This is a genomic window from Pseudomonas sp. LBUM1671 (assembly GCF_059695685.1).
In genome coordinates this window covers 120,882-135,222 of sequence record NZ_CP166782.1, presented here as the reverse complement: position 1 = coordinate 135,222, position 14,341 = coordinate 120,882, and the positions used below count along the sequence as shown (strand labels likewise).

Annotated in this window: 9 protein-coding genes, 2 rRNA genes and 1 pseudogene; 7 read left to right on the top strand and 5 right to left on the bottom strand. The window is 59.0% G+C overall.

What is annotated here, in order from left to right:
- Positions 1-80: 80 nt before the first annotated feature.
- The gene (locus ACA060_RS00650; RefSeq protein WP_109627175.1) at positions 81-419 is read left to right on the top strand and encodes a tryptophan synthase subunit beta; all 339 of its coding nucleotides are present in this window, start codon (positions 81-83) and stop codon (positions 417-419) included.
- Positions 420-575: 156 nt separating this feature from the next.
- On the opposite strand, the gene lapD is transcribed toward ACA060_RS00650, so the two are convergent.
- Together lapD and lapG are read right to left on the bottom strand one after the other, a co-directional pair.
- On the bottom strand, positions 576-2,522 hold the full coding sequence (gene lapD / locus ACA060_RS00645) for a cyclic di-GMP receptor LapD (RefSeq protein WP_109627174.1): 1,947 nt from the start codon (positions 2,520-2,522) through the stop codon (positions 576-578).
- A 14-nt stretch (positions 2,523-2,536) separates the two neighbouring features.
- Positions 2,537-3,229: a cysteine protease LapG gene (lapG, locus tag ACA060_RS00640; RefSeq protein ID WP_497314814.1), complete on the bottom strand. Its 693-nt coding sequence runs from the start codon at positions 3,227-3,229 to the stop codon at positions 2,537-2,539.
- Positions 3,230-3,449: 220 nt separating this feature from the next.
- Here lapG and ACA060_RS00635 point away from each other — a divergent pair, with 220 nt between their 5' ends.
- The 5 genes from ACA060_RS00635 to ACA060_RS00615 all read left to right on the top strand — a co-directional run bounded on the left by ACA060_RS00635 (position 3,450) and on the right by ACA060_RS00615 (position 10,491).
- Positions 3,450-4,160 carry a GntR family transcriptional regulator gene (locus ACA060_RS00635; protein WP_109627170.1) on the top strand — a complete coding sequence of 237 codons (711 nt, stop codon included), beginning with the start codon at positions 3,450-3,452 and terminating at the stop codon, positions 4,158-4,160.
- A gap of 714 nt (positions 4,161-4,874) precedes the next feature.
- Complete coding sequence (locus ACA060_RS00630) at positions 4,875-5,651, top strand: DUF3050 domain-containing protein (protein WP_109627168.1); 777 nt, start codon at positions 4,875-4,877, stop codon at positions 5,649-5,651.
- Complete coding sequence (locus ACA060_RS00625) at positions 5,648-6,577, top strand: diiron oxygenase (RefSeq protein ID WP_109627166.1); 930 nt, start codon at positions 5,648-5,650, stop codon at positions 6,575-6,577. Before ACA060_RS00630 ends, ACA060_RS00625 begins: the two co-directional genes overlap by 4 nt.
- Positions 6,578-6,590: 13 nt before the next feature.
- Positions 6,591-10,001 (top strand): amino acid adenylation domain-containing protein, encoded by a 3,411-nt coding sequence (locus ACA060_RS00620; protein WP_497314811.1) that lies wholly within the window; start codon positions 6,591-6,593, stop codon positions 9,999-10,001.
- Positions 10,002-10,023: 22 nt separating this feature from the next.
- Complete coding sequence (locus ACA060_RS00615) at positions 10,024-10,491, top strand: SRPBCC family protein (RefSeq protein WP_497314809.1); 468 nt, start codon at positions 10,024-10,026, stop codon at positions 10,489-10,491.
- Between the two features lie 145 nt (positions 10,492-10,636).
- On the opposite strand, the gene ACA060_RS00610 is transcribed toward ACA060_RS00615, so the two are convergent.
- A complete protein-coding gene (locus tag ACA060_RS00610; RefSeq protein WP_109627161.1) occupies positions 10,637-12,517 on the bottom strand; it encodes a methyl-accepting chemotaxis protein in 1,881 nt (626 codons plus the stop codon).
- Positions 12,518-12,718: 201 nt separating this feature from the next.
- Here ACA060_RS00610 and ACA060_RS00605 point away from each other — a divergent pair.
- Positions 12,719-13,586, top strand: a pseudogene (locus ACA060_RS00605) (FecR domain-containing protein); the annotation flags it as partial.
- Between the two features lie 340 nt (positions 13,587-13,926).
- On the opposite strand, the gene rrf (ACA060_RS00600) reads toward ACA060_RS00605, so the two are convergent.
- Positions 13,927-14,042 (bottom strand): 5S ribosomal RNA (rrf, locus tag ACA060_RS00600).
- Between the two features lie 107 nt (positions 14,043-14,149).
- Positions 14,150-14,265: ribosomal RNA gene (gene rrf, locus ACA060_RS00595) — 5S ribosomal RNA — on the bottom strand.
- Positions 14,266-14,341: the final 76 nt, after the last annotated feature.

Genomic DNA, 14,341 nt, shown 5'->3' with positions numbered 1-14,341 from the left:
CGTCGCCGCACCGCATACTCGCGTCCAGTTGGCCTATGCTGCTGACAGCATGACGCTGGTTCAATTCTGAGGGATGCTCAATGTTCTACGTGCAACGCGATGCGCAAGGTCAGTTAGTGCGCGTGGAAGCCGCGGCCTACGCCGAGGCCACGGAAACGCTGCCAGCCGACCACCATGAAATCCAGGCCTGGTATGCCAATGAAGTGATGGAAACCAGCCTCAAGCAGCTCAAGCAGAGCGACCTGGAAATGATCCGGGTACTCGACGACTTGATCCAGGTCCTGACCAGCAAAGGCGTGATCCGCGTCACCGACCTGCCGGCTGCCGCCCAGGCCAAGCTGATGGACCGGACCCAGGCCCGTGAGGCGTTGGGTGGGTTGAGTCATTTGATCGATGATGATGAGACGGGGTTGATCTAAGGCCCCGAGTTCATTGGTGTCTGCACTGACGCCTTCGCGGGCAAGCCCGCTCCCACAGGGTTTTGGGGTGACCCGGATTTAGTGGTCAACACAGCTCCACTGTGGGAGCGGGCTTGCTCGCGAAGGCGGACTCATTGGCGATGCAGCTATAACGCCTTATTGCCAGGGCTTCGGCTCACCAAACAACTGCCCCTGAACTCCATACAAGCCCATCTCCCGAATCACCAGCAACTCCCCTTCGGTTTCCACCCGCTCGGCAATCAACGGCAGATCAATGCTGTGTGCCGCCCGCTGGATCGCCTCGATAAACAGGCGCTTGTCGCTTTCCTGATCAATCGCGCGGATGTAACTGCCGTCGATCTTCAGATACGCCAACCCCAGCCGCGCCAGGTTGCCGATCATGCTGAAGCGCCCGCCAAACCGTTGCAGGCTCAACGAGAACCCAAGCTCACGCAAACGCCGCGTCAGTTCTTCCAGCATCGCTTGCTCGGGCAGTTGCTCCTCGCCGATTTCCAGGGTCAGCCGCGGCCCGAGGTCGGAGTGGGCACGCAAAATCTCGAAGACTTTATTCAGCGCCTGCGGATCGGCCAGCGTTGCCGAAGACAGGTTCAGCGCCAGCGACTCTTCATGCTCGGCCATCTGCTCAAGCACCAGCTCCAACATCAGCCGATCCAGGCGCGCGGTCCAGCCAAAGCGCTCGAGCCACGGCAGGAAGCGTCCGGCGGGAATGGTCTGGCCCTGGTCGTCGATCAACCGCGACAGTACCTTGTAATGCAGCACCAGTTGCGTGTCCTGAGTGGCCACCACCGGTTGGAAATACAACTGGAACCGCCGCTGATTCAGCGCCTGATCCAGCAAGTTGTTCCAGGCGTGATGGTCATCCCCGACGCTGGCCGAAGCGCTGTGATCGAGGCACGCCCAGCTCTGTTCTCCCTGCCCTTCAGCCTGGGCGAGTGCCTGGTCGCCCAGCCCGAGTACGGCTTGCGGTGAATCGCCATGAACAAACGGTGCCAGCCCGATTGACGCGACCGAGGCCACGTCAGTGGCGCCGGTCGCATGCAGGCTCGCCAAGGCACTGTCGAGGTTCTGCGCCAGTTGCAGCGCTTCTTCGCGCACCAGCCCCGGCGCCAGCACGGCAAACTCACCGCCACGGATCCTCGTGACGAGGTTCTGAGTTTCCGGGTACTTGGCGCACTCGCGGGACAGTTGCTCGCCCACGGCTTGCAACAATTGGTCGGTGCGCTGACCACCCAGACGCTGGTTCAAACCGGCCAGGTCCTTGACCCGCAACAACAGCAGATAACCCGAACTCGCCTGCTCCGGATTGCTCACCCGGGCATTCAGTTGCATCTCGAAATAGCGACGATTCGCCAGACCCGTCAGGTTGTCCTGGTAGGACTCGACCCGCAGTTTTTCACTGCGCTCGGCCTGTTCCTGAAACAGCGCCTTGAGCTTCTCGACCATCTGATTCATCGCCTGCACCACGCGGCGCAGTTCAGGCGTGCGGGGCAGTTCCGGCAGGCTGAGGAACTCGCGGCGAGCGATGGCGTGGGATTGCTTGACCATGTAGTCCAGCGGCTTCAGTTGTCGACGCAACAACAGCGCACCCAACACCGCGCTCACTGCGCCGCAGATCAACAACCAGCCGAGGCTGCCGAGCGCGCTCTGCCACAGTTTGGCCAAGGCGAACATCGGGTGGCTGACCACCTCGACCCGCGCCGCCTGCTCCCAGCCTCGGCTGACCAGCGCATCGCCGCCGGCCGGTTCCAGGCCGATCATTTTGATGAACCAGTCCGGCACGTTGTTCACCGCCGGAATGCCGTTGCGCTCGACGATGGTCTGGTCGGTCTTGAGATCGACCACGCGGATGCTCGCGTAATACCCGCTGTCGAAGATCGAACTGACTAGCAACTCGACCATCGCCGGATCGTCGATATTCGGTGTCAGGGACAGCGCCAATGCCGTCGCGGCGTCCTGGGCGTGGGAGCGCAACTGGTTGACGTACTGGGTGCGCGAGCTTTCCAGGCTGACCATGAAGCTGCCGGTGAAGGCGACCACCAGGAACAGACAGATAGCGATCAACAGCTGTTTGAACAAAGACATCTGAGCGCGTGCTCCTAATTAGTCGTCTCGACCGGGAAACCTTCGGCCTGCATTTTCTTCAACACGTCCTGCCAGCGAGACAGGCGTTTGGTATCACCGACCTTCTTGTTGCCCTTGGCGCCCGGCAACCACAACCCTTCGGCATTGAAAGAGTAGACCGGTAGCAGATCGGTTCGTTGGCTGGCCGGCTTTATTGCATCGATCAGGCTGTCGAGCACCAGCGGCATAGCCTCGGGGCTCGAGTAGTAAGTCAGCACCATGTGCGCCCGGTTCAGCCGCAGAGCCTTGACGTAAGTGATGCGCAGCTTGTCACTGGAAACGCCGAGATGGCGCAGGCTGAAGTATTTGGCGATCGCGTAGTCTTCGCAATCGCCGGCACCCTTCCACAGGGCTTCGATGGGTGTTTCCCAATAATCGACCTCGTGCCACAGGTCGATGTCTTCAACGTAACGCACCTGCTTGTTGAAAAACCGGTTGACCACATTGAGCTGTTCAAGCTCGCTGACCTGTTTTTGCGTGGCCAGCAACTGTTGCCAGGCGTCGATGCGCGGCTTCCCGTCGCCCAATGGTCCGTACAAGGCCTGCGCCTTGCGGCTGATAAGCGAAAAATCCCAGTCGGCATGCAGCCCGCCCAGCATGGCGCCAGCCAGCAGCAACGCGCAGCACAACCAGCGCAAAGTCCGAGGGATCGCGAAACGTACCGCCAATGCGAGGCATCCAGGTCAGGCAGGTGGAATTCGGTTGATGGTGCAGGTTAGCCCGTTAAAAGACAATGGCACGGTGCAATCACCGGCGACGCGCTAGACTTTGAATGGTGAATGACATGAAGAGTCGAAGGCTGCGGTCTTTTGTCCGTTTGACAAGCTGCATGGCAGTCACTAGTGTCCATTTGGATCCAAATATTTCAGCCAAACAGGGTGCGTAGTCGTGACACAGAAGCCCAATCCCCTCAGCAGCATCAAGGTCAACGGCCCGATTCCTGCTCACCTGGCACGCTCGGTGATCGAAGAAACCCTGCGTTCGGCCATTCTCGATGGACGCATTCCCTGCGGCACCGCTTTGCGCCAGCAAGATCTGGCCGACCTGTTCGGTGTCAGCCGCATGCCGGTGCGAGAAGCCTTGCGCCAACTTGAAGCTCAGTCGCTGTTGAACGTCATCGCCCATAAAGGCGCGGTGGTTGCACCGCTGGTACAGGGCGATGCCGTTGAAACCTATGCGTTACGGATTCTGTTGGAGTCAGAGGCGTTGCGCCTGTCGATTCCCTTGCTTGATGCAAAGGATCTCGAAGACGCAGCCCGCTATATCGATAGCCTGGAGACAGAACAAGACTACGCCGAGATCGGACGGCTCAATCGCCTCTTCCACATGTCGCTTTACAGCAAGGCACCTAACCGTCGGCTCTTGAGACTGATTGAAGACGGCTTGAACGAAGAGGAGCGCTTCCTGCGCTTCAACCTGGAAGCCATGGGCCTGGGCAAACTGTCCCAGGATGATCACCGGGCGCTGTTACTGGCCGCCGAAGACCGCGACATCGAAAGCGCGGTGAAAATGCTCGAACACCACCTCAATCGCGGTGTTGAGGTCATCACGCGCTACCTCAACAGCCCTGAAGCACAGAGCAAGAAAACTTCCCGGTAAATCCCGGCGCCAAGCCTGGGCGCGCAGTTCGAACTGCGCGCCGCGCTTGCCGTGGATAATCTCCTTACCCATCCCCTCGGTTCACACCAAGCATTCAGCGACCGCACTTCCCTCTCCAACGTCTTGCCATCGATTGACCTTCCTCAAGCTCCATCAATACGCCAGCAAAGATGACGTCCGGGCGATAGCGGCGGCCGTGATTTACGCTCACTCTTGGGCTGCCAACGAATAATGAACGGGCGGCGCACCGCATTGGCGGTGCAGTCCTCGCACCAAGAACCTACGGAAGGAGTCTTGTCACGGGAAAGGAAGCACCGGCGTCAATCCCAGCCAACTTCCACCCCCTTGAAGCATTCAACGGAACAACTTTGAAAGTTGCTTTGAGTGAGGCATTCACTCTTCATTTGAATTTTGACGATACTTCGCCGAAAGGAGCAACTACGCCCAAATAAAACCGACAGTTATAGTTTTATTGGAACTTGTCGCGCGCGAGAAAGCTGAACTTGCAAATAATATAAAAATAACTTGCCCGACACTTTATTCGTGTATTAGTTTTTCTTCGCCACCAGTAAACACGGCACCAAAACGACTGCATCGCACTTAATGAGATCAATTTAATTGAGGCATTTGCTCGCCAATAAAAAACGTTAAACGACCGTCACTTATTGATCACAACATTCTTAACGGCACTTCAGATCACTTATAGGCCCGCTCATGAAAACGAATAAAGACCGCCTCAACCAGAAGAAAGCAGAACTTAGTGCGCACCCGATTTTCTCTGAAATACATTCACTCTCGGTACTTCAACGGTTCATGGAAACCCATGTCTTTGCAGTCTGGGATTTCATGTCGCTAACCAAACGCCTGCAACAGGAACTGACGTGCGTTCAACTGCCTTGGCTGCCACCGCGAGATCCGCAGGCCGCGCGTCTTATCAATGAGATCGTACTGGGTGAAGAGTCTGATGATCGTCCGGCCCAGGGTCATTACAGTCACTTCGAGTTGTACCTCGATGCAATGCGCGAAGTCGGGGCCAGCACGGTCGCCGTGGAACGCTTCGTGGCATTGCAACAAGAAGGCGTGAGTTATGACGTGGCGTTGCAAAGCGTTGACGTCGATCCGGCGGCCGCGCAATTCGTGCGGCACACCTTGCACACCGCGCTGCATGCACCAGGACACAGCGTCGCCGCGGCGTTTCTGCATGGTCGTGAGAGTGTCATTCCGCAGATGTTCCAGCGGATTCTCGACGACTGGGGCATCGGCATCGAGCAAGCGCCTACCTTCCGCTACTACCTGGAGCGGCACATCGAAGTCGATTCCGAGGACCACGGCCCGGCGGCAGAAAAGCTCCTGGCACGGCTGGTCAATGGCGATTCGCAACGCGAAGAAGACGTCTACGCCAGCGCCATCGCCGCCGTGGAAAGCCGCATCGCCCTGTGGGATGGCCTGCGCCTGAGCATGAGCGAACCGGTTGCAGAGGTGAACGCATGAACGCCGCCGACTACCAATCCTTCGCCGACGCCTGGGAAAGCCGAGCGACCATCCGCACACGGCCCCGGCGGGTGCTGGAGAACGATGACAAGTTGATCTATCCGTTGAGCCGCCAGCCACTGGTGCTGAGTGAAACCTTCCTGCGCGAATGCCCGGAACAGCGGGACTTCGCACTGGTGCAGACGCTCTACAAATTCATCAACGACGTGGTGATTTTTGAAACCGAAATCGTCGACAAGACCGCACGCAGCATCGCCAAGAATCGCTTCGCCGTGGCGTTCCCGTTCGCCTGTCGCTATGACGCGATGACCGTGGTGGTCGACGAGGATTACCACGCGCTGGTGGCCATGGATTTCATGCAGCAGACCGTCGCCATGACCGGCATCACCCCAATCCGGCTGCCGGATGAAATCGAGCTGAGCCGGGCGATTCCGGCGGCCGTGGCCCTCGCACCGGAGCATTTGCGCAGCGCCGTGGAACTGATCTGCGTGGCCATCGCCGAGAACACTGTAACCGGCGATGTAGCAGCGTTTGCCAAGGACGACACGGTCAAACAATCGATCAAGGGCCTGATGGCCGACCACTTGCTCGACGAAGGCCGCCACTCCGGGTTCTGGTCACGCATGGTGCGCATCTATTGGCACACCGCGAGCGAAGACGACCGCCAGCTCATCGCGAAAATCCTGCCGGTGTTCATCGGCCATTACCTGACCAACGACATCCAGAAGTCCTTCGACTTTCGCTTGATCGAATCCTTGCAGATCAGCGACGCGACACGCCAGGCACTCAAGAACGAAATCTCGGGCATGGCCTTCCCGATCAATCGTCATCACCCGCTGGTCGCCAACATCGTACGGTTTTTCCACAGCAGTTCGCTGCTGGATTCGCCGTGCGTGCAAGACGCCCTCAGCGACTACCTGGTTTAACGAGGAGAACATCATGAGACGTCTCGACATTCTGCTCATTGGGCAAAGCCAGGCCTTGACCGACCTGGCGCTGGAACTTGAACAACAAGGTCATTCGCTGGTGCGGCTCGAGGCGTTCGAGGAGGCGCCGTCGTTCGACCTGCTGATTGATGACGCCAGCCAGGCGTTTTCAGTCCCGGGTGATGCGCCGCATCTGACGCTGCAACTGGGTGTTGGCGCGCCAGACATTACTGGGTTGCCGTCGATGGACCTGCTGTGCATGCTTGGATCGACGCTGTTCACGCGCGTGCCGATTGCCGGTGAGCCCTCTGGCAACGGCCAGGCGTTGCGCCTGCGAGTGATGGCGGAACTGGTGGACCATGTCTCGCTGCTGGTCAGTCGATTCTCACGGGATGCCGAGTACTTTCTTCACGCCGAGCCGGCATCGACAGCCCATTTTGACCAAGTGGAAAATCTGCTGTTTTTAGAACGCCTGGCGTTCATCCATCAACTCAACAACACGGCTCAACCGTGGCTGCAAGAACTCGCCCGGATCCCGATGATCGAGCGCCTCGAACAGCGTTTCATCAAGTCCGCCGAACGCCCCGCGCTGAACATCGACGGCACCTCGCTGAGCTATCGGCAGATGCATGCTCACAGCCGCGCGATCCAGCAGCGATTGCTGCCGTTGCTCGCTCAGCATCAAGGACCGTTGGTGGTCGGGATTTGCCTGCCGAAATGCAGCGCGCTGTATGCGGGGATCCTGGCGATTCTGGGCAGCGGCGCGGTGTATTTGCCGCTGGAGCCGAGCCATCCGCTGCAACGTCAGCAGTACATCCTTTCGAATGCCGGGGCGGTGTTGTTGCTGCATGACGGCCAACATCCACTCGCCGATGAAATGCCGGCGCTGGACATCAGTTGCATCGACGTTGATGACGCGGACCGCAGCCAACCCCTGATGCGCCAGCGCCCCGACCTCGACGCGCCGTGCATGGCGCTCTACACCTCGGGCACCACCGGGCATCCCAAAGGCGTGTTGCTCAGCCAGGCCAACCTCGCGCACTTCACCGCGTGGTACGCCGACTATGTGCAACTCACCGAGCACAGTCGAGCCTTGCAGTTTTCGTCGTTGAGTTTCGACTCGTCGCTGATCGACATCTTCCCAACCCTGCTTCAGGGCGCCGAACTGATCGTGCCCAGCGATGACCAGCGCCGTGATCCATTGCAACTGGTCGAGCTGATCCGCCATCAACGCCTCAGCCACGCCTTTTTGCCGCCGGCATTGTTGAGCATTCTGCCGCTGGATCAGCTGCAGGTCCTGGACCATGTGATGACCGGCGGCGATGTCTGCGAGCCCTACGTCATCGAACAGCTCACCCGTCAGGGCAACCTCTACAACCTCTATGGCCCGACCGAAGCCACGGTGCTGATCACCGCGCGTCAACTGCGCGCCAGCGACAACAACCGCACACTCGGGACGCCGATCGCCAACAGCCAGGTGCTGATTCTCGACGAGGCGTTTCAACCGGTGGCCGAGCAGACCGTCGGTGAGTTGTACATCGTCGGGCCGGGCGTGTGCCTGGGTTATCTGAACAATCCGCAGCAGACGGCCGAGCGTTACCTGGATTTGCACTTGCCGGACGGCCAGCGCCTGCGTGCCTACCGTACCGGCGACATGGCGAAGTGGACCCGCGGCGGAGTCGAGCTGTGCGGACGACGGGACAATCAGGTGAAGATCCGCGGCTTTCGTGTCGAGCCGGAAGAGATCGAACGCTGCCTGCGCGACAGCCAGTTGTACCGCCAAGTGGCGGTGGTCATCGACAGTCAGCGACGAATTCTGGCTTTCCTCGCGCAACCTCAGGAGGAACAACCAAGTGCCGCTCGCGAAAGCTTGAAGGCTCATGCGCTGCAGTTTTTACCGGACTACATGCAACCCATTGCCTGGACAGAACTGCCGAGCATGCCGTTCTCCAGCAACGGCAAGGTCGACCGCCAAGCGCTGCTGGCGATGCCGGTGAATGTGGCCGAAAACACCGCGCGGCGCTTGCCCGCCAGCGCCGACGAAGCGTTGTTGCTGGAGATCTGGGCCGAGCTGCTGGAGCTGCCGGCCAGCGATATTTCGACCGATGAAAGCTTCTTCAATCTGGGCGGCCATTCGATTCTGTTGTCGCGGATGCTGCTGCGATTGCGGGAGGAATTCGGTCGCAGCATCTCGATCAACCGCTTCATTGAATTGCCGACCATTGCGAAGCTGGCGACGTTGGTGCGTGGCTCTGGCACCGAGGAAGTCCTGAGTGTGCAGGCGCTGGCGGATGCCTTCCGTGAACTGGATATTCAGCCGCTGCCCATCAGCCGCATGGGCGATGTGCACAAGGTGATTGTCACCGGTGCCAACAGTTTTGTCGGTGTGCACATCGTCGAGGCGTTGCTGGCATGGGGCGTCACTGAAGTCGCCTGCCTGGTGCGCGATGGAGGCGGGCAATCGGCGGCCGAGCGCTTCGCCCACGCCTTGCGCGAGAATCGTCTGGAGCATCTGGACTTGAGCCGGGTGCAGGTTTACGCGGCGGACATTACGCGCCCGGCGTTGGGGCTCGATGCGCACGTTTACGAGCGCCTCGATCGAGAGTTCGGCGCGTTGGTGCACAACGCCGCCAACGTCAATCACGTGCTCGATTACGAGTCGCTGGCGCGGGACAACGTCGAGCCGATTTTCGAATGCCTTCGGCTGTGCGAAGGGCGCAGCAAGAAGATCTTCAATTTCGTCTCCACGCTCTCGGCGTCCAGCACGATTGCAGACGATGGCCGGGTGCTGGAATTACCCGCCGCGCAGACGCCGCCGATCTACATCAAGAACGGCTACAACCTGTCGAAATGGGTCGGCGAACGGATCCTTGAACGGGCGCGCGAGCGTGGGGTGCGGGTCAATCTCTATCGCCCCGGCAACATCAGTTTCAACAGCCTGACTGGCGTTTGTCAGCCGCACAAAAATCGTTTGATGTTGATGCTCAAAGGCTCGATCCAGCTCGGCCAGGTGCCGGAGTTCGCGCTGAATTTCGACTTGATGCCGGTGGACTTTCTCGCCCGCTTTATCGCCTTCCATGCCAGCCGTTATTCGCCTGAAAAAGCGGTGTTCAACCTGCACAACCCCGAGCCCCTGAGTTGGGACGATTACGTCGCGTCATTCCGTGAGGCCGGCCGGGAATTTTCAATGGTCAGCGTCGCCGACTGGCAGCAACAACTGGGCCGGGTCGACAGCGACAACGCGCTGTTCGGCGTGCTCGGTTTCTACCTGAACGGCTTCGAGGAAGACATCGGCGACATCTCGATGATCGGCCACGCCAACGCCCAGGCCGGCGTGCGGCAGATGGGCGCGCACTACCCGGAAAAATCCCCGGCGCTGCTGCGTCGCGGCTGCGACTACCTCAAAGAAATCAATTTCATCTGATTCACTCAACCGGAGCAAAACCATGAAAACCCTGCAACCCGATACCCTGATCAAAAACCCTGAAGGCTGCCACGTCGTGTCTTCGGTGGAAGTGCCGGCGGATGCCATGCAGGTCTGGGCGGTGGTCGGCAACTTTGCCGGATTCGATCAATTCATTCCGGCGCTGTCGCACATCGAGATGACAGGCGAAGGCGAGTCGTCGCTGCGCAAGAAATTCTTCAAGGATGGCAACCTGGTGGTCGAGCAACTCAACTCGCGGGATGACCAGGCATTGAACATGACGTGGACCACGATTTACAACACGCTGGGCGTGGCCAATCTGTGGGCGGCGATGAGTGTTGAACCGTTGGGTGCGAGCAAGTCGCGAGCGACCTGGACCATTATTGCCGAACCGGCACAGGGGGGTGATGAGGCGCTGCCGGGGTTCAAGGATTTTGTGCAGGGGTTTGCGGATGATGCGATGAACAATGTATTGAAGCTGTTTGTGTAGGGCTTTGGTTAAGCGGTGATTGTTGTACCGCTTTCGCGAGCAAGCCCGCTCCCACAGGTTGACCGATTTCCTTCTGAAGGAATGCGGTCGAATGTGGGAGCGGGCTTGCTCGCGAAGAACGATAACGTGGTAGAACGGGCCTTGATCAGATCTTGAAGCTATCCACCAACTGCTTCAACCGGTTCGCCTGCAACGACAACGCATCGCAATCCTTCAACGTTTCATTGAGGTTCGCCACGCTCTGCTGGTTCAGCAAGTTGATTTGGTTGACGTCGACGTTGAGGGTTTCCACCACCGCCGTCTGCTCTTCGGTCGCCGCAGCCACCGACTGGTTCATGCCGTCGATTTCGCCGATGCGCTGGGTCACGCTGACCAGTCGCAGGCCAGCCTGGTTCGCCACTTCGACGCTCTCTTCGCTGGAAACCTGACTCGCGTTCATGGTGGTCACCGCTTCGCGAGAACCGATCTGCAGCGAGGTGATCATCTTGTGGATCTCTTCCGCCGACTCTTGCGTGCGATGCGCCAGATTGCGCACCTCATCCGCCACCACCGCAAAACCACGGCCGGCTTCACCGGCACGTGCCGCTTCGATGGCGGCGTTGAGCGCGAGCAAGTTGGTCTGCTGGGAGATGCCTTTGATCACATCAAGAATGTGCCCGATGTTGTCAGTGCTGGCGTTCAGGGTTTCGATCTGGGTGCAGGACAGGCTGATTTTCTGCGACAGCTCGGTCATGGCCAGGATAGTTTTCTCCACCACCTGACGACCATCGTCCGCCTGCTCGCTCGCGCCGCTGGCATGCTGCGAAGCATCGGCAGCATTGCGCGCGATTTCCTGAGTGGCGGCACCCAGTTGGTTGATCGCCGCCGCCACGCTGTTGGTGCGTGCGCTTTGTTCGTCGGAACCGACGATCGAGGCGTTGGACGATGCCATCACTCGTTGCGACAAATCGTGGACCTGACGGGTCGCCGAGGACACTTCGGAAATGGAGGCGTGAATCCGCTCCACGAACTGGTTGAACGAACCGCCCAACTCACCGAACTCGTCTTTGCTTTCCACGGCCAGACGACGGGTCAGGTCGCCTTCACCTTGGGCGATGTCCTGCATCGCGCGGCCCATGGTGGTCAGGGGACGCATCAGCACGTTGATCAGCAGGCTCAGCAGCACGGCAATAACGCTCACGGCGATGAACATTGCGATCAGCGCGGAGGTGCGGAATTGGCTCAGTGGTGCGTAGGCCTTGTCCTTATCGATTGACAGACCGATGTACCACTCGGCATTTGGCAAACCGCTCACCGGGGTGAACGAGAGGATGCGGTCCTGATTGTTCAGGGTGACGTCCTGATTGCCCTTCTCGATGCGCACGCCAGCGTTCGGGTAAATGTCTTTCAGGTTTTTCATCACCTGGTCTTTGTCCGGGCTGACGATCACCTGACCGTCGGCGCTGACCAGGAACGCGTGGCCGATGCCACCGAAGTCCACCGAGTTGATGATCTTCACCAGGGTTTCCAGGCTCAGGTCACCGCCGACTACGCCGAGCAATTCACCGTTCTTTTTCACCGGCATGGCGATAGTCACCACCAAGCCACCGACCGCTGCCATGTACGGCGGCGTCAGCATGGTTTTGTCGGCAGCCACGGCTTGTTTGTACCAGGGACGCTGACGCGGATCGTAACCGTCCGGCATCTTCGCGTCGGGGCGTTGGGTGAACACGCCATTGGCTTGGCCAACGTAGGTGAACTGGAAGTTCGAGGTGAAGGCCGGCTGATCAACCAGGCCTGGAAGGTCCGCGTTGGCGCCTTGGTGAGCGACGTTCTGTGCGAGGTTTTCCAGGACCAGCACACGACCGCTCATCCAGTTCTGCACGCTGCTGGCGGTCAGGTCGCCGGCCTGCTGGACGGAGGACTCGAGGTTTTGCCGGATGGTGTTTCGCTGCAGATAGTCGTTGTACAAAGTGAACAACGCAAAAGCCAGCACCACGACGCCGGAGGCGGCCAGAAGGATTTTATGGCTGAATTTGAGATTCATTTCATGGGACTTCTTATGCAAAAAGTGGGGATGCGTTCCAGGTGCAACATTCCATGTAACAGCGCAGGCGGTATTCTTCGGCCGCGCTACTTTGGTGCACGCATGTCTCCCCAGTCTGTCGGCACCAGTCGGAGAAATCTTAGGGGTTTGTATGAAATGCCCGACATTCCCGCCGAACGGCGTGCCGTCTTGCGCGCGTAGCATTTGGAACACGAACTGGGGTGGCAGCGCGTGCAGTCCCTGCAAGCCGAGCTGAGCAGCAATCCGCGCGTCGTACCCGGTGCTCAAATCCCCTTCAACACCCTGGAAAACAGCGCCCAGGGATTGGGACGACGACAGGCTCTGAAGCTGTTGTCAGGTGCGTTGCTGGTAGGTTCGGCGGCATGGCTGGGAAAGGATGCGGTGGGTTGGCAACAGCGGACCGCCGACTAGTCACCGCCAAGGGGGAGCGACGGGGTTCCAATTGCCCGACGGCACCCGACTGGAGCTCGACACCGTCTGCGCGGTGGATCTCGATTACGCCGCGCAGCAACGGCTAATCAAACTGACGCGCGGCAAAATCATCGTGACCTGCGGCGGGATCGACGAAGCGTCTCCATTTGATCCACCGTTGCGTGTGTAAAGTGGTCACGCGGTGTATGAAGGCGTGGGCGCGCGGTTCATCCTGCGTCAGAACGATGACTGCACACGGCTCAGTGTCACCAGCGGCATCGTCGCGATTCATTCGCCACGGGTCGCTGAGGGTGAGCCGATTCGGAGGCAGGCCGGGCAGAGTTATTTAACCGACCACCACCAGGCGAAAGTGGCGGCGCCGCTGGATATGGATGCCGGCGCGTGGGTCGATGGCTTGATCGTCACTCGCAACATGCGCCTGAGGGAATTCCTCAATGAGGTCGCACGCTACCGGCACGGTTATCTGACGTGCTCATCGGACATTGCCGACTTGCGACTGTCCGGAGTCTTCCGCCTGGATAGCACCGATAAGCAGATGGCCATTCTGCCGCAAACCCTGCCCGTGCAGTTGCGCTATCGCACTCGCTGGTGGGTGACGCTGGAGCGGCAAGTCTGAATTATTTGTGGCGGGTTTTTCGTACAAGCCCGGCTTAGTCAATATGCGCGCCATCGGTAAGAATCTTCCTTGTCTCACTCCGGACACCTGCATTTCACGCCACGCCGTTCGCGCGGCGCTGTTCTCTACCACGCTGGGTGTCGACTTGTTGCCAACCGGCGCAAACTAGCGGGTGTCAGTCACCGGGTGTGCAGGGCGACTGTTCGGTCGATCAGGCGCTGAATCATTTGCTCAGTGCTTCGGGCCTGGAGGCCGTGAGCCAGTCTGGGGTAAAGCTTTTGGGGCTCCCAGAAAGACAAAACCCCTGTCTGCGTTAGCAGACAGGGGTTTCGGAATTCAATCTTGACGATGACCTACTCTCACATGGGGAAACCCCACACTACCATCGGCGATGCATCGTTTCACTGCTGAGTTCGGGATGGGATCAGGTGGTTCCAATGCTCTATGGTCGTCAAGAAATTCTGTGACCAGCCCATTACAGTCGTAACGTGCCAGCAAAATTGGTGACTTCTACTAAAACAAAACCCCTACCTGCATACGCAGATAGGGGTTTCGGAATTTAATCTTGACGATGACCTACTCTCACATGGGGAAACCCCACACTACCATCGGCGATGCATCGTTTCACTGCTGAGTTCGGGATGGGATCAGGTGGTTCCAATGCTCTATGGTCGTCAAGAAATTCGGTAGCCAGGTCATGGGCCCTTGCGGGTTCACGCTCCAGCGAATGGGTATGTGACAGCTTGGTGTTTTGT

Coding starts and splice junctions, on each gene's coding strand:
- ACA060_RS00650 (WP_109627175.1), top strand. CDS start 81: ATGTTCTACGTGCAACGCGATGCGCAAGGTCAGTTAGTGCGCGTGGAA.
- lapD (WP_109627174.1), bottom strand. CDS start 2,522: ATGTCTTTGTTCAAACAGCTGTTGATCGCTATCTGTCTGTTCCTGGTG.
- ACA060_RS00630 (WP_109627168.1), top strand. CDS start 4,875: ATGAAAACGAATAAAGACCGCCTCAACCAGAAGAAAGCAGAACTTAGT.
- ACA060_RS00625 (WP_109627166.1), top strand. CDS start 5,648: ATGAACGCCGCCGACTACCAATCCTTCGCCGACGCCTGGGAAAGCCGA.
- ACA060_RS00620 (WP_497314811.1), top strand. CDS start 6,591: ATGAGACGTCTCGACATTCTGCTCATTGGGCAAAGCCAGGCCTTGACC.
- ACA060_RS00615 (WP_497314809.1), top strand. CDS start 10,024: ATGAAAACCCTGCAACCCGATACCCTGATCAAAAACCCTGAAGGCTGC.
- ACA060_RS00610 (WP_109627161.1), bottom strand. CDS start 12,517: ATGAATCTCAAATTCAGCCATAAAATCCTTCTGGCCGCCTCCGGCGTC.